Consider the following 20,338-nt stretch of genomic DNA (forward strand, 5'->3'; position numbering starts at 1 on the left):
CACTCACCTCAACGTCTTCAATAGGGAATCGAGTCGGGCTGTAAACTGACGCGCCCCCAGATAGCTCAGGTGGTTGCTGTTGTAAGCCATTTCGGATGTGTAATCATGTTCTCCAAACTTATTCTCGTCAAAAATATAGTAGCCCGATTTCTCGAGTGCACTGACAATCTTTTTCGCGACTTCCATTTTGGGGCCGAACGATCCGAAGGATTCCGTCTTTGCGAAATCCGGATTCTGGGGAGTGATGGCCAAAATCAGCTTGACGCCACGCCGTTCCGTCTCCGCCCGCAGGGAATCCAGCATTTCCCGGTTTCTTCTCAATTTTACACTGCTATACGGCATTTTGGAAACATCGGCGTCGACATAGGTATCGCCCCAAGAAACCGAAGGTAACAGGAAGGTATCATCCATGTAGTTCTGGGCGAAAAGGGATCTCGGGTAAGAATACTCCTGGCTCAGGGCGGCTACAACATCCTTGGTTTCATGGCTCAAATGATGCTCGTCGTAAATAAGTCCCGGCGAGAACAGGCGCACATAGTAGAAATAGTCGTTTTCCTGCCGGAACAGGAACCCCGGGGAAAGTTCTACGACAAGGACCTTGATTTTTTCCGCATAGCGCAGAATGTATCTCGACGCAATATACTTGAACAGGAACAGATCGGCGAGCGTCACGCCCATATTCAATGTCTTAAAGGCGGTTATCGAAGTATCGATTACGGCGTCGAGCAACATGGAACTGCCCAGGGTAACGCACTCAATGTTCCGGTAGTTTTTCCAGAACATCTGCATCCTCATGGCCAATTCCACAGAAGAGCCCTGGAGCAGGTTGGCGGGATTGTAGTCGAAATACATGCCCGCGCTGTCCAAATCAAGCAGCACATCCCGATCAGCGTCCGATTTCCCTTTCACCCAGAAACTCGGATGCCACAGTTCATCCCCTTCGACAAGCTCGACTACGCTCGAATCGGACATATCGACAAGGACAATCTTCTTGTGCGCCCCATCCAGATTGGAAAGCGAAGCGACCACCAGATTTTCCCCTCCCTGCCCCCATTCGGTATGGTCGAAGGAATATCCCGCTGGCGCAGCGACTGACTGAATTAGCTTGCCGGTACTATCCGCCACAAACAGGCGTTCATGCATCCCGTAACTTTCACCGACAAATTTACGTCCCGGTCCCGCTCCAAAATCAAGGAACAGGGTCCGCTTGCTCCTGTCTTTAGAAAGAGAGACATTGCATGCCTGTGCGCTGTCGTACCAGACAAGGTCGCTTGCCTCCTTGAACACCGTCGAACCCGGTTTCGCGACGCGAGCCCTCAAGAGACGCGCTCCCGTTACAGCAAGCGACTTGTCTTCACTGATTCCGCCATGGTATGCACCATCCAAAATTTTGGTCGGCTTGCCGAACTTGCCGTTTGCAAACTTCACCTGCCAGGTAGAAGTCTCCTTGAAGCTTGTCTCGTCCTTATTGTTGCCCGCATCCGTCACGTAGATTATAATCGTGGTCCCGTTTTCAAGCACCTGCCAGCGCGGAATTACGGCCGATTCCACTTCGAGCTTTACAAGGTTGGTCCCCTCCACGTTCAAATCGCGCACATAAAGGGCGGACTTTCCCGAGACACCTTCAATCCGGGAGCAGAAGGCCACGCGGTTTCCATCGGGGGAAATTTCCGGATGGTAGACATCCAGCGTATCCTCGATTTCTACCACGGACGGAACGCCGCTGGAATAATCGATATACGCCAAGTTGCCCGTGATATCGTTCCTGAACGCAAGTTTCATCTTGTGGGTTCCCGTCAAGGAATGCAGCGCACTGGAACTCGCCAAAGGAACAACACGGCTCGTAGCCGCCTTGCCATCGCCTCCCATCCAGGTCGGTTCGGGAATTGCCCCTTTTGCCAAACGGAATCCGACATATTCGGCACGGGTCGAAGAAACGACCGTATAGATGTCACCGCGATTATAGAGAGTAATGAAAGAATTTGCGTTACGGTAGCAGCCTCCTTTTATGACACGCTGGCCCAACGCGCCGCCGTCAGGAGCCCCGACATAGTTCAAAAGGGTCGTATCCTTCAAATTACCGAACCAGTCGTTCACCCATTCTATCACATTCCCGAGCAAATCGCAAAATTCATCCTTTTTAGCCTTGCCGCACACCGTCTGGATTTTAAGTTTCGAATTTTCTGCCGTCCATCCCTTGTCAAAAGACCAGTTGCGACCCGCCACAAGAAGCCATTCCGCTTCCGTCGGCAAACGATAGCCTTCGCTTTCGGTCGAGAAAAAGAATCCTTCCAGATTCGTGCAGTGATGATTCTTGTCGAACGTAGCCTTGCTATAGGAATAGGCGGTATCGCGCCCCTCCCTCTTGCTACGTTCATTGGCAAACAGGACTGCATCGTAATAGGTCACGTCTGTCGCCGGATAATAGCCGTGGCAATTCAGAGACAAGCCAAAGGACTTTTTCATCAGACGGTTGAATTCGCCGCATGTCACTTCGCTGCGCGACATTGAAAAATCATAGCTGAACTTTACCTGCATCGCAGGGCGTTCGTTGGTGCGGGCGTTGTTGGAATTGGTACCCAAGGTAACCTCTTCTCCCGCCGCCGAAACCGAAATCATTTTTGAGAAAGCGACACTTTCATCATCTTCGGAAGTATATTCCGGCATTGCCATTTCTGAATTAGAGCAGGCGCAAAACAAAACCAGCATCGACAGGTAAAGGAACAATCGCATCGGCGGCAAAGATAGAAATTTTGCCTAGCTCACAAGGCTGCTAGCGATCGGGCAGACGGCTTTTAGCAATTTCCCTGTTTGCATCGATGCCTGGATATTCGGGAAAAAGGTCGTCTGCAAGCCTGTACCAGCGAAGCGCGCGGGGAGGTTCCGTTTGCAGGTACAAATTGCCCAAGTCGAATGCGGCAAGGCCCGCAAACTGTGCCGGAGTAAGCGGTTTGAATTCCAGGCCGGTCCAGCGACCCGCCTTGTACTTTTCGCGATATTCCTCATTGGTGTAGGTATAGCCGAGACGGTTCGGTTCGAGGTTCACCGTCCTTGGCGCAAATCCCACCTGTGCGCGGCCGTCATCCTTGCCGTACCGCAAATACACATGCCCCGGCAAGAGAATAACATCAAGCGGAATTCCGCGGGCTTCGGCGACCATCATCGCAAGCCACGCAAGCCCCATGCAGCCCGATTTCCGGGTTTCAAGCACCCGCAGCGGTAGAATCGCATCGTGGGCTATGGACGCCTCGCCCTCCCCCGCAAATTCAATGTTCCAGAATTCCCACAGGAGCGATTTCAAAGAGGCGAGCGTATCGCCCGTTACAGACAAACTACTGTCATAGAAGGCAAGGCCCTCGCGCCAATCGCGAACGCTGTCTATGCACGTGGGAGCTCGATTCTCAAAGGTACACGCCATCTCGGCATACCGTACGTTTTCGGGCCGGCCCGTCCACAGCACAAGCGTGAGCGAAACCGCCAGCAGCACGACTAGCAGCGGCCAGAAATATCGGGAAAACATCGACGAGAGTCGTGCAAGCATCTTACCTTAGCGCGTCCCATTCCATCGGGGACTGCCAAAAATCGCGGGCGGTCATCATGTATATCACGAGCCTCTTACTCTGCATATCCTTCTTCATCTTCATCATGCGGTGGTACACGCCCGGGCCTCCGCCCCAGCTGGTAAGTACCTGCACGTCGAGCCCCGTGGCAAAAGCAAGGAGCGATCCCGGGCCACCGCTCTTCTGGTCCACAGACTCGAAAACGCCCGTGAACGAATCGCCCATCAAGAGAATCGGCGCATTCTTGCCGCCCTTGTAAGGTTCTGTACCCTTGAAGATTTTCATCGCGGGCAACGTATCTGCAGTGTACTTCGCCTTCTCCGCATCGGGCAGGTGCGCCACCAGGTCGCCCTCGCGCATTGTTGTCGTCTCCTGCATGTTGAGCGAACCCGGCTTCGCTCCGGCATCGCCGTACCAGCTGTACTGCGTCACGCGGGCGGCAAGCTGTTCCATGGCGGCAAGCATGCCGGGGAGTGACCAGTGCGTATCGTAGCGCTGGTAGCTAAAGTGCGGGGGTTCGTCGCCCGCCTTGGCCGCCATGAGCGCCGGGTAGATATCGAGTACGTCAAGCCCGGCGGCAAGCATCTCGCGGGTAAATTCGCGGCCCGCGGGGTTCACGCAGAGGTCGGCAGGCGTCCCTGCCACAAGGCGCTCGGCGTAAATTTCTTCCTTCACGGGAACGGGAACCACGAGCAGCTGCACCCCGATGGAATCCAGGTAGTGTTTAAGTTCCAGCAGGCGCGGGAGCGGGTTGTGCAGGCTATCCTGCCCGGTTATCTTGTCTGCAAGCAGGTAGTTCGCATTGCGGCGGAACCAGAGGAAGCTTTCCGCGGGTGTCGCTCCCGCTGTCGCCCAGGCGTTCTGCTCCTTCGGGAGCTTCGCGAGAGTCTTTTCGAGCGTAGCGCGGAACTTCGCGGTTTCCGCATTCGCGGGGCAAGAGCCTTCCAGCGAGGCAAGCGTCTGCAGGCGCGCATCGGAGGTCGTGTCGAGTGCGCGGTTCACCGGCACCACCTCGCCCGCCGCAGCAAGCGAATCGGCAACGGCCTGTGCGCGAATCTGTTCTTCGGACAGGCGGAATGCAGGAACATCGAACGCGACCCACATGGGTTTCCCCATCGGGTTCCCGCGCATCACGGCAAAGGGCTGCATCTTGGAGCCCTCTGGCCAGAAACTTCCCGGTGTATGCGGTTCCAGGTCGGTATTGAGCGTCGGGTACCAGTAAGAAGAAAGCGTGCGCGCCCAGTTCATCGCATCTTCGAGCGTCAACTCTGCCGTAATGTAATGATTGAGCACCTCGGCAGTCTCACCGTGCGATGCGAACTTCAACTTCGCAAAAAACACGGTACGGCCCGTCCAGGTGGCCGGCAAAATTTCTGCCCACCACTCGACGGAACCGTCGCTCATCGGCACGCCCCAGAATCTGCCTACCGTCTGGAACGCCCTGAAGACATCGGGTTCGCTCCACTTGACGGCCTCCACGGCACTGAGCACCCGGGCAAGAGAATCATTGCCCGTCTGCGCATAGAGAATCTTGGAAAGCGGTTCCCACGCCAATGGTTGCCTGCCAGCCACAACGGAGGGTTCATATTCCGAAAGCGAATCGAGCATCGGGAACGGATATTCGGCAAGCTTCGCGCTAGCCATCACCCCCTTGTAATTCCCCGGCTTTTCGTCCTTGCCTGCAAGGCGGATGGGATTGTCGTAATAGGCGGCAAAATCAAGCGCGGCGAGCGTCGGCTTGTCGATTACACGCACCTGCTTGTCCCTGGATTCGACATGTAATTCGAACACCGTCACCGGAGTCGAAGGAGCGGGCGGAAGCGCCCTGGACGCAGAAAGTTGCTTTTCGGAAGACGCAGTCGAAACATCCGTGGCAGGATCCGGCGTCCCGGAAGCACAGGAGCAGAGGCCCAGCGAAACGCAAAGAGATGCGGCAGCAAGCCCCATGCGCCTGCAAGTATACGGGATAATATTCATACGCTACCGAATATACAAAAAGCACATGTGGTCCAAAGCCCGCCGCACCGCATATTTTCTAGATTTGTTCCGCAAAAAAGGGCACCATGAAAAACCTATTTGTAATCGCAACCGCAAGCGCCGGGAAAATCCGGGATTTCGCGCACATTTTAGGCACCGACCACTACGAATTCAAGACGCTGAAAGACATCGGCTTCGACGAAGAAATTGTCGAGGACGGCAATTCATTCGCCGAAAACGCCATCATCAAGTCGAGCACTACGGCCCGCTGGCTTGCCAAACGCGGCATCGAGGCAACCGTCCTCGCCGACGACTCGGGACTCGAAGTCTTCTCGCTCGCTGGAGCCCCCGGAATCTACAGCGCACGCTACAGCGGCATCCACGGCGCAGACGAAAGCAACAACACGCTTCTCCTCAAGAACCTCGCGGGAATAACCGACCGCAAGGCGCGCTACTTCTGCGCACTCGCCTACCAGACAATCACGCGCAACGCCGACGGCGAATTCGTCGTGAGCGAACCGCAGATTTTTGAAGGCGAATGTCGCGGCAGCATCAACTACGCTCCCGTGGGCGACATGGGATTCGGCTACGACCCGTTATTCGTCCCCGACGGAGAAGCCCGCACCTTCGCGCAGATGGAGCTTGAAGAGAAGAAGGCCATCAGCCACCGCGGAAACGCCATCCGCGCCCTGAAAAAAGCACTCGGGAAATAAGGAAGCCGCCAGACGCCATGGCGCCACGCCCCGTCTAGATTCTGCAAGAGCAGCAACATGTTGAAGGTCCTATTCGCTCCGCTACAAGGTTACACGACGGGCATCTATCGGGCAGCCCATGCAAAAATCTTTGGCGGCATCGAAGCATATTACGCTCCATTCTTGCGGATTGAAAACGGGCACCCGCGCGAAAGGGACCTGCGCGACCTCGAAACCCCAGCAGGCGTGCCGGGTTCTCCACGGGTCATTCCGCAGGTCATCGCGAATAGCGTCGAAGAATTCAAGGTTCTCGCCGACGCCATCCTGCAAAAAGGCTTCACCGAAATCGACTTCAACATGGGATGTCCCTTCCCCATGCAAGTCAACCGTCACCGTGGCGCAGGCCTGCTGAACGACACCCGAACCGTCCAGGAAATCATGAACGAAATCGCGCGGCTATCCGCAGCGGGAACCGCAAAGTTTTCCGTCAAGATGCGGCTCGGACAGGAATCTCCCGATGAAGCGTTCGCACTCCTCCCGATTTTAAACGATACTCCGCTCACGCACATTACGCTCCACCCGCGCCTCGGCAAACAGCAATACAAGGGCGCAATTGATATCAAGTCATTTGAGAAATTTTACAGCGAATGCCGCCACCCGCTTGTATATAACGGGAACATCACAGACGTTTCGCAAATTCAAGAAATGGAACGCCGCTACCCGAATCTCGCCGGAGTGATGATCGGCCGCGGATTACTTGCGCAGCCAAGCCTCGCAGCGGAATACAAAGCAGGGAAAGCGAACATAACAGGAAAAGAATTTACAGACAAACTTCTCCAAATACACCAGATTATTTTCGAACACGCGCGGCAAACATTCCAGGGTGACAGCCAGATCCTTGCGCACGTGCAAAGTTTCTGGGATTATCTGGAGCCGAGCATTCCCAAAAAGACGTTCAAGAGAATCAAGAAAGCAGGCAAGCTCAGCGTATACGCCGATGCAGTTTCTACATTGCTCCCCGAGAACCAGCATGAATAGCGTTTATATCGAAATCACGAACGCCTGCAACTTGCATTGCAGCTTTTGCCCCAGCAGTGATTGCGGGCACGAGGCCGGTTCGGGAGCATCGCGCTCGTTCATGCCGAGCGCACTTTTCGAGAAGTGTATCGCGGGAACGGTAGAAGCAGGCATCGAGAACGTATATCTGCACGTCCTGGGCGAACCGACGCTGCACCCGGGATTTGCACTCTTTCTCAAGGATATAAAGGCCGCGGGCCTCACCGCGACGCTCACCACGAACGGCACGACCATCAGGCGAGTCGCCCACCACATATTGAACTGCCCCGCCGTGCGCCAGGTAAACTTTTCGACGCACGCATATGCGGAACTCCCGCCCGACGATGCGCACGGGTATCTACAGGACGTCCTCGACTTCTGCAAAATGGCCTTGGCCGCAAGGCCCGACATGTACATCAATCTGCGGCTCTGGAACATCGGTGTAACAACCGCCGGAGACTGGAACGAGTTTGCGATTTCTCGCATAAACGAGACGTTCAACACGCAGGTCGCTCCGGGAAATTTCTGCAGCAGGCACAAGAGTTTCCCTATCGCGGGGAGGCTCTACCTGCACGAAGACTCACGATTCGAATGGCCGGGAACGAGCAAGGTCACTGCTAGTGCTGAGCATGGTCAAAGTGAGCCCGCCGAAGTGACCGCCAGCAAATACCCCGCAGGCACGTGCCATGCCCTCGACACGCATGCCGCCATCCTGCACGACGGCCGGGTAGTCGCCTGCTGTCTCGACTACAGCGGGCAAATCACCCTCGGGAACATCGCCAACCAGGGCCTGCCCGAAATTCTCGGCTCGCCTGCCGCCCGCAATTTACGCGAAGGCTTCGAAAAGCACGAACTGCGCCACCCCTTCTGCCAAAAATGTTCCTTCTGCAAGCGGTTCGGGAAGTAAACTCCAGACAAATTGCTATATATCCTGCTAGAAATAGAAAAGAGATTGAACCGTGAAAAAGTTGTTCTTTGCATTGACTGCATGCGCCGTTCTTTTTGCCGCGTGCGAAGACAGTTCAAGTTCCCCGAGTTCAGAAAACAATTCAAGCGCAAAATCCAATAGCTGTTCCAATGCCGACGAACCGCTTACCGACCCCCGCGACGGCAAGGTTTATAAGACCGTCAAGATCGGCAACCAAGTCTGGATGGCCGAGAACCTGAACTATGACGTAGAAGGCAGCTGGACAAACGACAGCCTCGACAAGGATGGTTCCATTTACGGGCGTTTTTACACTTTTGGGAGAGCAAAAAAAGCTTGTCCAGATGGATGGCATCTGCCCACCTTTGACGAAATTGACGAACTTCGCGAAAACACGGGCGGAGTCGGCTTGGCCGGAAAGAATTTAAAAGCGACCTCCGGCTGGGATAAAGATGAAGAAGGCAAAGACGGAAACGGCACCGACAAGTACTGTTTCGGCATCAAGGCTAGCGGGAAATCGTTGAATGCAGCAGATGGCGTCTATAGCGTCGGTAAAGCTGCTCAATTATGGACTTCATCCTCTTTCACCGACTGGCGTTACGACAGTTACGGGAACCGCATCAACAACGATGATCTAGGTTATTACTTGTCTTTCACGAGCAGCGATTCTGTGCAAATCGAGTCTTACAGTACAATCTATGCTTGGAATGTACGCTGCCTCAAGGGCGATCCCGAGCCCGAACCGATTGCTCCAGAAAATTCGTCGGGATACGATGACGGTGCTTTTACGTCCAAATCGGATTAGAACTACGTGAAAACTGCACCAAAGAAGGGCTGTAGGAATAATTTCACCTAGTTCGGACGATCGATAAGCACCGGAGCCTTCAGGCTAGCTTCGCCTTCCCAGAAAGGATACACAACCTTTTCGTAGAACTGTTCGAAGCGTTTCCTGTTCATCATCTTCCAGCTTTCAAATGCAATATCGTTCACACCCCTGAAAACAACCCGCATAAAAACATCCTCGAAGCCACCATCCACAATCTGTCTATAGAACGGTTTCAAGTCAAATTCGTAAGGCAGCATCACGGACTCACGCATCGCGAATGTTCCCAGCGCTACCAGAGTTTCAAAGTCATTTTCGCTGCCATCCAGTGAATCCAGGCGGTCAAAGTTCAACTTTTCGAATTTCGATTCGCTCTCGGCAAAACGATACACCGTAGACCTGGCCCATTCCCTGTGGATATCGAGCAGCGGGTGGTCCTCGAAACGTTCCAGCACTTCCTTAAAGATAAGCATCAACTTTGCAAAATACTTTCTCACATATGCAGCACGATCCCTTGTATCCCCTACAAAATTCGCATAAACACCATTCACAAAGAAATCAATCCACATCCTCCTATTCGCCGAAATCTGCGTGAGCAGGAAATAGGAACCTTCGTGCTGGCGTGTCGACTTTACGGCAAGTTTCGCAGCCGCATAAGCTTCGTCCGTACGTTTATGGAAAAAGAGCGCAACTCCCTTGTTGTACAGAAGGTGGTAGGATTTCGGATAAAATGACAGGCCGAGATCATAATACTTCAATGCAGAATCGATTTTTTCCTCAAAATCGTAGATGTCGCCAACAAGCGAAAACGCCAGCTCGGCCGGTTCTATCTCAATGGAGCGTTTTGCATACAAGGCGGCACTGTCAAGCTGTCTAAGCATCATGTAAGAATAGCCCAGTTCGTAGTTGACCGTCGCATTTTTCGGGGAGAGCGAATCGGCCTGCTTGTAGCACTTGATGGCCTCACGGAACATCCTATTGTCGTGGTAAGCGTTTCCCTTGGCAATCAGCTGCACAGCTTCGCGTTCATTGGCCGAAAGGGAATCGCCTCCCATCGCATTGGTTGCAGCCACATTCGTATAGCGGATGGTCGAGGACTGCGCAAAGGACTGTTGCAAGCCCAGAAGGACAAATCCAAGGCCAAGAATCAACGACAAAGGAAGGCTTTTGACTTTCATGATTCCAATATATATTTTTATTTTTCCTATGTGCAAACGACTATTCTCGATTTCACGGGTGTTTACAGTTTTCAGCCCTTTATGCAAGGTCTGAAAGGAAGTTCGCGTCAGGTTTCCGCGGCAGCGAATGCGGAAACCCGCTATATTGACTGCGCCGATATTCCGGGCACCGACTGCTACTGCGACGACGAGGCAGTCGAAACCATCCGCAAGCGCTTTGCCGACGCGGGCATTAAAGATGCGGGCGGCATTCACTTCTTCGACAACGGCAATTACCACTACATGAGCAAAATCTGGACCGACATGGTCCAGGAACCGTTTTCGCTTGTCGTTTTTGACCATCATCCCGACATGCAGGAACCGCGATTCGGAAACATCCTCAGTTGCGGCGGCTGGGTCAAGAAGGTTTTGGAAGAAAACAAGTTCATAGGCAACGTTGTCATTATCGGAGTTGCCGACCACCTCGTGGAAGAAATCCGCGAAGAACTTTCGCAGGCGGGCGATACCAGTACTTTAGACAAAGTAACTTTCATCAAAGAAAGCGAAATACGCGAAACCGGTTCACCCACGTCATTCTCGCGAACACCCTCGTCATTCTCGCGAATGCGAGAATCTTTAAGATCCCCGACCGAGTCGGGGATGACAGAAGGCCGAATCTACCTCTCCATCGACAAGGACGCCCTCTCCCCCGCCTACGCGGCCACCAACTGGGATCAGGGTTCGCTGGACGTAGCAGCACTCAAAGATATCATCGCCGGTCTCGCCACAAACCACAAAATCATCGGCGTAGACATCTGCGGGGAACGCGCCCGCGACTTTGCAGGCGCCGAGCACCACACCATGCAAGAAGCGGATGCGCTCAATAGCGGACTCAACCGGGAACTGGCGGAGTTCCTGGCGCCACTCCTCTAAAAACAGCGGGTTTTCAGTCCTCAATCCCCAATTTTTGAATATCCGGCCCCTTTCATAAAAATAAAACTTGCTTTTCTCCAGAAAAAAAGGTATTTTAAAAAAAATTTAAAACAGGAAGCCACTATGGGAAAACTCATCAAGATTGTCGTATTTGTCGCCGTATGCGTGATTTCTGCGTTCGGCATCTACAGCCTCATCAAGTACAACAAGGTCGACGAAAACACCGCCGACTAGCCAAAACGCGCACAACGCTGTCGGACCGCGGGTTCGACGTTTTTCGCCATACCGCAAGGCATACTCGCCCGCGGTATTTTTATATTTCCCAGCATGAATCTTTTGAACAAAAAGCCCATTTTCTTTGCGACAGCAGCCGCGCTCTTCATAGCCATTCTCTTCATCGTTTTCCGCGGATTCGTCTTTGACGACTCGCAGCTGATGCTCAACAGCGACCAGCTGAATGGCATCGGCAGCCGCATATTGCGTGCCGAAAACCCAATCGTCACCGAATGGGACGACAGCCGCCTGGGAGGGGTTCCCACCATCGATGCGCTGTTCGCCGACGCCTACCACCCGCTCGTATGGACGCAGTTCCTGATGGACCCGGCACGCGCCGTGGGCTTCAAGTTCATCCTCACCGTGTGGGTCGCCTTCATGAGCGCCATGCTTTTGGCCTGGAACCTCACGGGCAACCGCTGGTGGGCCGCCCTCCTCGGGTTCCTCTACGCCTTCTCGCCGGAATACTTCACCTACATCTACGGCGGCCACGACGGAAAGATGATGGTTTTCGCCATCGCCCCGCTCGCGCTCCTCGCCATCCGGAAGGTTGTCCGCAACGGAAGCCTCCCCTACCTTATCGTGCTTGCGCTTGCCATCGCGTGGATGATTCTCGGAAGCCACCTGCAGCTCACCTACCTCTTCCTGTGGGGAGCCGGGTTCTACACGCTTTATGAGGCCGCCTTCCACTGCAACACGTTCAAGACGCGCGGCAAGCGCATCGGGCTTGCCGCCGCAGGCCTTGCTTTCGGGCTTGCGCTCGCCTGCTTCCAGCTGGTGCCGCCCTACCTGTACACCACCACGCAATCCGTGCGCGGCGAAGGCGACCATACCAACATGGGCCACGCCGTCAGCTGGAGCCTGCACCAGGAAGAACTCGCGCAGATGATTCTCCCCGGGTTCATCGGCGTGGACGTGTACGAACAGGATCCCAAGTCTGGCGATATCGTCGGCAGCTCTTTCATCTCGTATTCGAGGGGCGAACTGCAGAAGATGCCCGGAGGCTCCCCGTTCTACTGGGGCCACAACAGCTTCAAGCTCGACCACAACAGCGCGGGCACTCTCCTCACCTTCCTCGGATTCCTCTGCCTCTTCTTGCCCGGCAAGCGCCGCTGGGCAACATTCTGGGCCATGGGCATGGTCGTCGCCCTCAGCTACGGCATGGGAGCGCACTCCCCGCTGTTCAAGCTCTGGTACGCCATCCTCCCCGGCGTCAAGAACTTCCGCGCGCCCGGCATGGCACTGTTCTGGCTTCCGCTGCTGCTCGTGATGATGGCAGGGCCCGTGCTCCGCGCCATCAGCGACAAGGGAGAAGATGCGGCAAGGAACCTCCGCGCGCTCAAGCACGGCGCCGCCATGTTCGTCGTCCTGCTTTTGCTCACCGTCATCGCACGCTACAACTGGACGCTCTTCATCGGACCGTTCGGGCTTGTCGCCTGCATCGCCTATGCGCTTGTCTGCATCGGAATCATGAAGGTAGACGACCAGGGCAAGGCTCTCAGTTTCGAAAGTTTCATCGACGCCTACAAGACTGCCTTCAAGGACAAGGGTAGCATCACAAGCCGTGTGGCACAGGCTTGTTTCGTCCTCGGGTTCACCGCCATCGGTGCATTCCTCATGAGCGGACAGGACCTGCTCGCAGACCCGATCACGGCGCCCTACTTCAAGCCGCTGAACGAAATTATCATGCAAGCGACCGCCGCGAAGATCATCCCGAGCTTCGTGCTCGCGCTCGCGACCATCGTCGTTGCACTCTTCCTCTTCTTCTGGAAGGGATCCACCGTCGCGAAGGCGTGCATCTTCGCCGTCGTCGCCGCCATCGAGCTGTTCTTCATCAACGGAGCCTTCATCCAGAACGTTCCCGCGGCTCAGTACCTCCAGCCGAACAACGCCGTGGTCGCCGCCATCAAGGCTCCCTACAAGGCCGATTCGCTCAACACACCGCGCGTGCTTTCGCTATCGCGCCAGCCGTCGCTCGGTGCAAACGCATTCCCGCAATACCACCTGCGTAACGCCGACGGCTTCCACGACAACGAGCTTGCCTCCTACCGCGAATTCCGCGGCGGCCAGCAGAACGCCAACTACCTCCAGAACATTAACGACCCCGATGCAGCACACCCGTTTCTCGACCTCATGAACGTGGGAGCAATCGTCTTCGACACGCGCCAGGGCACCACCTACATGCCGATTTCCACGGCCATGGGCGAAGCCTACATCTATGGCCAGTCCGTGACGATGGACGATGCAAGCGCCATCAAGACCTTGCGCGAAAAAGCAGCCATCCGTAAGCCCAAGGCCGAAGAGAGCGCCCCTGCCGAGGCAACAGACTCGACAGCCACAGTCGATTCCACGACAGCAGAAGCTGCCGCGGAGGTCTCTCCAGCAGCAGAACCCGAAGATGACAGCTTCTACTACCGCGAAACGGTCATCCTCTCCGAAAAGCCCGAACACGAAGGCGAAGGCGGAGTCGCGAACGGGCACGCGAAGCTTATCGCAAGCCCCAAGATGGACACCCAGGTATTCGAGGTAGAAAGCGACCGTGCAGGATTCATGGTTGTCGCGGGCAACTACCATCCCTACTGGAACGCGACCGTGAACGGCAAGCCCGCAAAAGTCTACAAGGCTTTCGGCACGCTCCGCGCCGTCGAAATTCCGAAGGGCAAATCCGAAGTCCGCATGGAATACCGGAGCCGTCCGTTGCACGCCTGCATCAAGGTGAGCGCGGTCGCGGCGCTGTTCCTCGTCGCTATCGGGGTGCTGGTTCTTATCCGTCGCAAAAAAATCTAGCCAAGGCCAGTCTAGGCACGACCTTCGAAAAAGGCGTCGAAGTCAATATCGCGGACGCTTTCAACTATAAACTCGGGCTTGGTCTCGAGTTTTTCTACATCTTCGCGCTTGGTTTCGCCACAGAGCGGAAGCACGAACCTGCATCCGCTGCGCTTCGCAAGTTCGAAGTCGGTATAGAGGCGGTCGCCCACAAAGAGGATCTCTTCGGGTTCGTATTTTTTGAGTACGCCCGCAAGCATCGCAGGATTCGGCTTTCCGAAACTGCGTTCCGGTTCCACGCCATAGGCCGTCTTGAGAAGCGCCATGAAGCTTCCGATATCGGGCACGGGCCCGTTTGCATCGGGGCACACGAAATCCGTATGCGTCACCCAGAACGGGATCCCGCGCTGGACGCGGAAACTGAGTTCGCAGAGTTCGCGGTAGTCAAAACTGTTGTGATAGGCGACGAGCACGAGTTCGGTCTCTTTTACCGACGGGCAAAGATTCAGGCTCGGATCCTGCGCCGCGAACCATTCATGCACTTCGGGATTCGCAAAGAAGAACACGTTCCTGATGCCCTTTTCGTGAATCGCTTCGAGCGAGAGGTAGAGCGCAGAGATGATGGAATCGTCACGCAGCGGAAGTCCCATCACATGTAGGCGATTCTCGTAAAATACAGGCGACTTGCTCGTGTTGTTGCTCAGGTAATAGACCGGCACGCGGGCTGCCACGCGTTTCACCGTCGCGACAGCACCTGGGTAAGGACGCCCGCTCAAGTAGAGCGTGCCATCCAGATCAAATACGACTGCCTTTACCGGTTTGTGTTCCACGATGCGGTAAATGTAGCAAACACCCGCAAAAAGTTTTATATTCTACGCCATGAAGACTCCCGACAGCCGTTTCTACTGTCCGCGAATTGACGTGGGCGAATTTACCCTCGACGAAAACGAAAGCGGGCACGCAGTCCGCGTTTGCCGCGCCACCGTCGGCGACACTCTCGAACTCTGCGATGGGCTCGGGCATTTTGCCGATGCGACAATCGTCAAGGCCGATCCGAAGGCCTGTGAAGTCCGCATCGACAGGTTCGAAACCGTATCGGTCGAGCGTCCCAAGTTGAACCTTGCCATCGCATGCCTCAAGGACGACGCGCTAGAAGAAGTCGTATTTCACGCGGCACAAACAGAAATTGACACTATCTATTTCTTGCGCACCGACTTTTCGCAGGAGCCGAAGAACTCCGACCTGCACAAGCTAATCCGCCGCGCCGAACTCAAGAGCCTGGTCAGCCTCAAGCAGTCGAAAAAACCATGGCTGACCCGCATCGAAGGTCCAGTCGAATTCGACCGCTGGCTCGAAAGCGAAGGCGGGGACCTCGTCCTCTGCGACATCGATGGCGAACGCAAAGCACCCGTCCTAGACCGTAGGACAACACTCCTCATAGGTCCCGAAGGCGGATTTTCCCCCCGGGAAATCGGGGCCGTCAAATCTTACCAACAGGGCAAGACGCACCTCCTGAATTTGGGAAACACCCGCCTCAGGGCAAGGACTGCCGCCATAATCGCCCTTGGATGTTTAATTTATCACATCTAAAACCATGCCAAAAAGCCTCTTGTCCCTCAAAAATCACATTAAATCACTTTTTTGTAAGAAATACCGAATTTGACTTGACTTTCTTGTTTCTTTAAGATATTTTTGTTTACAGACTTCATATCATCCCATTTTGGGAAAAACAACAACAAGGAGTTTACTATGAAGAAGTTGATCGTTGCCGCACTCGCAGCATTCCTCATGATCGGTTGTAGCTCAACCCCGCAGGAAAAGTCTGCCAGCAAGCTCATCGAAATGCAGATGCTCAAGAAGAAATACCTGAAGGACCACGTGCCTGCCGGTATGGGTATCGGTGTTTCCACCGACGAACAGATTGCCATGGAAAAGGCCGATCAGAACGCCCGTGTCGACCTCGCCAAGGAAATCGACGCCCAGACCAAGGCTCTCATCAAGAACTTCAAGGAAGACGTGAACGACCAGGTTGCCGAACACTTCCAGAGCACTTCCAAGACTGTCGTAAACACCCACATGAGCGGTGCTACCCTCACCGACGTGCAGGTTGAAACCGACGAGAACGGCCACTTCAAGATCTACGGCATCATGACCCTCGACGCCAACCTCGTCGAAGAACTCATCAAGAGCCTCCAGGCCGCCGGTTCCTATGACGACGCTGTCGCCAACAAGATCCGCGCTGCTGCCACCAAGGCTTACGCTGAACTCGATGCCGAAATCGAAAAGCAGTAATTCCTAGCGGAATCCGCATTTGAAAAGGACCCGGCCGCATGGCCGGGCCCCCTTTTTTTACCTCAACAAAAAGAAGAAGCCGACGCAGCCGTCAGCCTCTTCCTCTATACGTTCCTTCACGCCTACTTTTTCTGACAGGCCTTGCCGAACATCTGGTTCAGCTTGGTCGCCGGGAGTTTCTTCACCGCGGTCGCCTGCGCAATGCCCTCGTCACGGCCGACACCCTGGACGGATTCAGTCGTCTGCTGTTCAAAAGCACCGAGCGTCACGGTACCGCGCGACGTGCAGAGGGTCTTGCTCGTATTCATCTTATCGGTGAACTGGAGCTTTGCATTGAGCGCCGGGAGCGACTCCTTGTCGAGGAGGGTGATTCCCGCATCGGCCAAGAAACTCTTGAGAGCGCCACAAGCCTCCACCGGTCCGTCGCAAACTAGCCTGTAGGTGCAGGCGGCCTTCTCGGAATCGTAGCGCACAGTCTGCGAAAGGAGGACCGCAGCACGGACGTAGCGGAAATTCAAGTCGGCATGCACCGTCACCTCGCCCGCCGGATGCAGTTTCTTCACTTGGGCAAGCGAGAACACGGCCTCGCCTTCATCGTTCGTTTTCTCATGCGCGATATCCCTGCTATCCTGAGTCAATGCAAGGGGGAATCCCTTCACTGGGCCCGCGAAATCCGTCACGGTCACCATCAGGGCTTCACTTGTGAGGTCGGTTTCAATCTTCAGGCTACTCATGCCCGAGATAAGGTATTCCTTCAGTTCGCCAAGGGTGCTCTCGAGCTTCATTTCCTTCGGAATCTTCTGCACGCAGCTCAAGTCTTCCAGGAGCTCGGTATAGGAATCGGCAAGTTTCTCGAGAGCGACCATGTCGACGCCCATCTTGCGGTAATCGCGGTCCACCATGTCGAAGCGGATGATGGAGTCCTTGGACTTCATCTGAGCACGGATGGAGTTCAAGTCCATGAGGATCTTCGATGCCATCAGGTCGGTATCGATGGTCGCTGTAGACTGGAACGCCCCCTTCGACTTTGGTCCCTGGGTCAGCTTCGCGCCCTTGAGCGTCATGCTGGTAGAGGTGCTCTTCATGCCCTTGGCCGTCGATGTCACCTTGCCCTTGGAATCTTCCTTCACGGTAGTCTCAAATTCGCTGGAGACCTTTGTCCGCAGCTGCTTTGCAAGTCCTTCCAACGCAAGCTGGTCAGCTTCCTTCTGCGACTTTTTCGAAGTCGCCGTGTATGTCAGCACCTCGGCCGAGGCGAACGCCGTCATAGCAACCAGCGAGGCGAGAAATAGTTTATTCATAACGTCACTCCGGATTACTGGATTTCCAGGATAATCAGTTTCTTCGTGATGTTCTGCTTGCGGACCTTTGCGAGTCCATCAAGGCTTTCGACAAATTCGCCGTAGACCATCTGCGCATCTTCGTACTTGTCCGGATCCACATAGATTAGCAAGTCATAGGTGTTTCTGCTCATCGAAATCACCTGCATCTTGTTGAATTTCTTCCTCATCTTGATGGAGACGATGTTCGAGATTTCTTCGGCTTGGTCGTCGGTAAAGTCCCCGGTCAAATGCGCAACCACCTTGTACTGCACACCTTTCTCGAGTTCTTCGGCGAGACGGTCGCGGACCTTGTTTTCGAGTTTCTTGATAGCCCTCTGCACGGCCTTCTGCACAAGCACGCGCTGGCTTTCGCCGTTATCCTTGAGGCGCATGGATTCGCTAGCAAGGAGGTTCGCCGTGGAAGCTTCGCTTGCGTTCAGGTCAATCACGATGTAATCTTCCTGGATGCTACCCGCAAAAGTGATGTTGATGTCGGCTCCCACAGAGAGACCCGCCACATAGGCAAGGTCCTCGTTGTTGCCAGCAATATCGGACTGGAGCTGCACCACTTCATCGAGCTGGGCCTGGCTTTCGAGTCCCATGACCGTATAGTCGCGGCTCGTGAGATAGGTATTGATGACTTCCATCGCCGTCTTCGCAAGCGGATTTTTGCGGATAACGTCAATGCTTCCTGCCATTTTTGCGCCCATCGCCGGAGCGACAAGAACTGTAGGACGGACCTTGAAGCTCACCGTCGAAACCTTGATATCGTCGTCGGCAGTCTCAGCAGCGTCAGCCGTTTTTGCAGAGAGTTCGCCCTGGGCCCTATTTTCCTTGCTCCTTGCAGAGGCGGCCGCGGAGCCGTCATCCTTCGCAGGGGGATTCGATGCGCAACCCGCCAGCACAAAGGCAACCGCAAAGGCACAAAGAACAGAGCCCAGACGGAGACCGAGCACACCATTTTCATTTTTCTTCATAATCTGTCCTTTATAGGTTCCTAAACCTACTATTCGTTTTCAAGGCCAGCCTTGGCTGCCTCGTATTCTTCTTCCGGAGTCTTGTACTGGATGAAGTTGCGAGCATTGCCCATGTGGTTTCCGCGCACGCAGTAGACTTCGTAAGTCTTGGTCTTGCGCATGCTCTTGCCGTTCTTGAGGACAACCTTCACGTCAAACTTCGCAATCTTGTTGAGACCGATCGTGACGGGCACGGCGTATTCCATTCCATCGAGTTCAGCACCCGAGAAGGACTTGACAACCTTGCCCTTGCGCGTCACGACAATTTCCTTGATTTCGGAAAGGTCCGAACGGGTGATGCCACCGAGACTGAACTTCAGGTCCGTAGAGTATTCCGTCTTCGGCAAGTCGAGATGCTTGCGTTCGACGGATGCGCCCATTTTCAAGGTAAGGCTCTTGAGGTCCCTGCCCGAAGGAGCCTCTTCCTTCTTGGGTTCGGCCTTCGGTTTTTCCTTCTTGAGTTCGGCCTTCGGTTTTTCCTTCTTGGATTCCGCCTTGGGCTGTTCCTTCACCGGAGCCGGAGCGGGTTCAGCGGCAGCCGTATCGGCAGCGGGTTCTTCTGCCGGGGCAGATTCCTCGACCGGAGCCGGAGCTACGTACTCCGTCACCCACATGTAGCACTGGATTTCCACATCGCCTTCGCTACAGGTCGCAAGGAAGCGTTTGGTCCCGTAAGCATCGTCATCCCATTCGAACGTGCGCTGATAGACGCCGTTTGCACCCACCGTATCCGATTCGCCGAGGACCGTCACCACGACACCAGGGTTAACGCGGGCCTGCAGGGTCACGTTGGGGAAGAACACCTGAGGCGAGAGCGGGGAGGCCTGGAAGCGAAGTTTCTTCTCAAAGGCGTCCGCGCGTTTCGAGTAATCCTTGTCGAAATCGTTCAAGGTCTGTTCGAGGGAATCGATCATCCCGTCGCCAAAGATGTTCACGTTGGAAAGCTGCGTCGAAAGGGCCCTCGTACCGGAACTTCTCAACTGCAGTTTCTTCACCCTGCCGTTTTGGTCCACAAGCACGGTCTGGTTTTCGACAATGTTCTCGGACGCACCGTTCGCGCCGGTAACATCGACCTTGCCTTCCTTCAGGGAGGCCACCATCTGACCGTTGTACCCGCCAACAAAGCCGGCGGTACCGCGAATGGCTGCAGTCGCCGTTCCCGTGCGGAACATGAGCGTATTTCCAGATTTCTGTTTCTGCACATCAAAGTGCACGCCACCATTATTGACTACAATGGAGACCTGTCGGCTCAGGGAATCGAATATTTCCACATCGAGCGTCACTTCGGAGAGTTCCGTAATCCACAGCGAAGAACCGTCGCTCACGGACAAGACCGCTTCGGATTCGGCTCCCGTGCGGATGCGGTCCTTCTCGATCACCGACTGCCCGATGCGCAGTTGCGACCAGTCACCTTCACTCTTGCGCTGCAAGTTCGCATCGCCCAGTGACTTGCGGACCTTCGCTTTCAACTTGGCATGTTCCGGCTTCACGGTTTCGACCTTGGCCGGGGCATCGGTCTTTGCCATGGTTTTGGGATTAGGCTCGT

The 20,338-nt window shown here is 54.9% G+C and carries 16 protein-coding genes; 8 read left to right on the forward strand and 8 right to left on the reverse strand.

Features of this window, described 5'->3' with window-relative positions; translation table 11 throughout:
• Positions 1–3: 3 nt before the first annotated feature.
• From B4A77_RS09760 to B4A77_RS09770, 3 genes are read right to left on the reverse strand one after another with little or no spacing between them, the layout of a single operon-like run.
• On the reverse strand, positions 4–2,733 hold the full coding sequence (locus B4A77_RS09760; RefSeq protein WP_290740293.1) for a TIGR02171 family lipoprotein: 2,730 nt from the start codon (positions 2,731–2,733) through the stop codon (positions 4–6).
• Between the two features lie 40 nt (positions 2,734–2,773).
• On the reverse strand, positions 2,774–3,541 hold the full coding sequence (locus B4A77_RS09765; RefSeq protein ID WP_290740296.1) for a transglutaminase family protein: 768 nt from the start codon (positions 3,539–3,541) through the stop codon (positions 2,774–2,776).
• A 1-nt stretch (position 3,542) separates the two neighbouring features.
• On the reverse strand, positions 3,543–5,537 hold the full coding sequence (locus tag B4A77_RS09770; RefSeq protein ID WP_290740300.1) for an alginate O-acetyltransferase AlgX-related protein: 1,995 nt from the start codon (positions 5,535–5,537) through the stop codon (positions 3,543–3,545).
• Positions 5,538–5,623: 86 nt separating this feature from the next.
• On the opposite strand from B4A77_RS09770, the gene rdgB reads away from it, so the two are divergent.
• The 4 genes from rdgB to B4A77_RS09790 are packed head-to-tail and all read left to right on the forward strand — an operon-like array spanning position 5,624 to position 9,015.
• A complete protein-coding gene (gene rdgB, locus B4A77_RS09775) occupies positions 5,624–6,250 on the forward strand; it encodes an RdgB/HAM1 family non-canonical purine NTP pyrophosphatase (RefSeq protein WP_290733532.1) in 627 nt (208 codons plus the stop codon).
• A gap of 57 nt (positions 6,251–6,307) precedes the next feature.
• A complete protein-coding gene (locus tag B4A77_RS09780) occupies positions 6,308–7,267 on the forward strand; it encodes a tRNA-dihydrouridine synthase family protein (RefSeq protein ID WP_290730855.1) in 960 nt (319 codons plus the stop codon).
• Positions 7,260–8,192, forward strand: a complete 933-nt coding sequence (locus B4A77_RS09785; RefSeq protein ID WP_290740304.1) for a radical SAM/SPASM domain-containing protein — start codon at positions 7,260–7,262, stop codon at positions 8,190–8,192. Before B4A77_RS09780 ends, B4A77_RS09785 begins: the two co-directional genes overlap by 8 nt.
• Positions 8,193–8,244: 52 nt before the next feature.
• Positions 8,245–9,015 (forward strand): FISUMP domain-containing protein, encoded by a 771-nt coding sequence (locus tag B4A77_RS09790; protein WP_290740309.1) that lies wholly within the window; start codon positions 8,245–8,247, stop codon positions 9,013–9,015.
• A 47-nt stretch (positions 9,016–9,062) separates the two neighbouring features.
• On the opposite strand, the gene B4A77_RS09795 is transcribed toward B4A77_RS09790, so the two are convergent.
• The gene (locus B4A77_RS09795) at positions 9,063–10,211 is read right to left on the reverse strand and encodes a tetratricopeptide repeat protein (protein WP_290740313.1); all 1,149 of its coding nucleotides are present in this window, start codon (positions 10,209–10,211) and stop codon (positions 9,063–9,065) included.
• Between the two features lie 81 nt (positions 10,212–10,292).
• On the opposite strand from B4A77_RS09795, the gene B4A77_RS09800 reads away from it, so the two are divergent.
• Together B4A77_RS09800 and B4A77_RS09805 are read left to right on the forward strand one after the other, a co-directional pair.
• The gene (locus tag B4A77_RS09800) at positions 10,293–11,123 is read left to right on the forward strand and encodes an arginase family protein (protein WP_290740315.1); all 831 of its coding nucleotides are present in this window, start codon (positions 10,293–10,295) and stop codon (positions 11,121–11,123) included.
• 327 nt (positions 11,124–11,450) lie between these two features.
• A complete protein-coding gene (locus tag B4A77_RS09805; RefSeq protein ID WP_290740318.1) occupies positions 11,451–14,183 on the forward strand; it encodes a hypothetical protein in 2,733 nt (910 codons plus the stop codon).
• A gap of 11 nt (positions 14,184–14,194) precedes the next feature.
• Here the strand turns inward: B4A77_RS09805 and B4A77_RS09810 are convergent, their stop codons facing one another.
• A complete protein-coding gene (locus tag B4A77_RS09810) occupies positions 14,195–14,992 on the reverse strand; it encodes an HAD-IIA family hydrolase (RefSeq protein WP_290730872.1) in 798 nt (265 codons plus the stop codon).
• A gap of 49 nt (positions 14,993–15,041) precedes the next feature.
• Here B4A77_RS09810 and B4A77_RS09815 point away from each other — a divergent pair, with 49 nt between their 5' ends.
• Together B4A77_RS09815 and B4A77_RS09820 are read left to right on the forward strand one after the other, a co-directional pair.
• On the forward strand, positions 15,042–15,752 hold the full coding sequence (locus B4A77_RS09815; protein ID WP_290730874.1) for an RsmE family RNA methyltransferase: 711 nt from the start codon (positions 15,042–15,044) through the stop codon (positions 15,750–15,752).
• Positions 15,753–15,911: 159 nt separating this feature from the next.
• Positions 15,912–16,454: an LPP20 family lipoprotein gene (locus B4A77_RS09820; protein WP_173365842.1), complete on the forward strand. Its 543-nt coding sequence runs from the start codon at positions 15,912–15,914 to the stop codon at positions 16,452–16,454.
• A gap of 122 nt (positions 16,455–16,576) precedes the next feature.
• Here the strand turns inward: B4A77_RS09820 and B4A77_RS09825 are convergent, their stop codons facing one another.
• From B4A77_RS09825 to B4A77_RS09835, 3 genes are read right to left on the reverse strand one after another with little or no spacing between them, the layout of a single operon-like run.
• On the reverse strand, positions 16,577–17,755 hold the full coding sequence (locus B4A77_RS09825) for a hypothetical protein (protein WP_290724357.1): 1,179 nt from the start codon (positions 17,753–17,755) through the stop codon (positions 16,577–16,579).
• A 14-nt stretch (positions 17,756–17,769) separates the two neighbouring features.
• Positions 17,770–18,753 carry a DUF6175 family protein gene (locus B4A77_RS09830; protein WP_290740321.1) on the reverse strand — a complete coding sequence of 328 codons (984 nt, stop codon included), beginning with the start codon at positions 18,751–18,753 and terminating at the stop codon, positions 17,770–17,772.
• A 29-nt stretch (positions 18,754–18,782) separates the two neighbouring features.
• Positions 18,783–20,318 carry a FecR family protein gene (locus B4A77_RS09835; RefSeq protein WP_290740324.1) on the reverse strand — a complete coding sequence of 512 codons (1,536 nt, stop codon included), beginning with the start codon at positions 20,316–20,318 and terminating at the stop codon, positions 18,783–18,785.
• Between the last annotated feature and the right edge of the window lie 20 nt (positions 20,319–20,338).

Origin of the sequence: Fibrobacter sp. UBA3718, from assembly GCF_002371935.1 — a bacterium.
Classification (GTDB): Bacteria; Fibrobacterota; Fibrobacteria; order Fibrobacterales; family Fibrobacteraceae; genus Fibrobacter.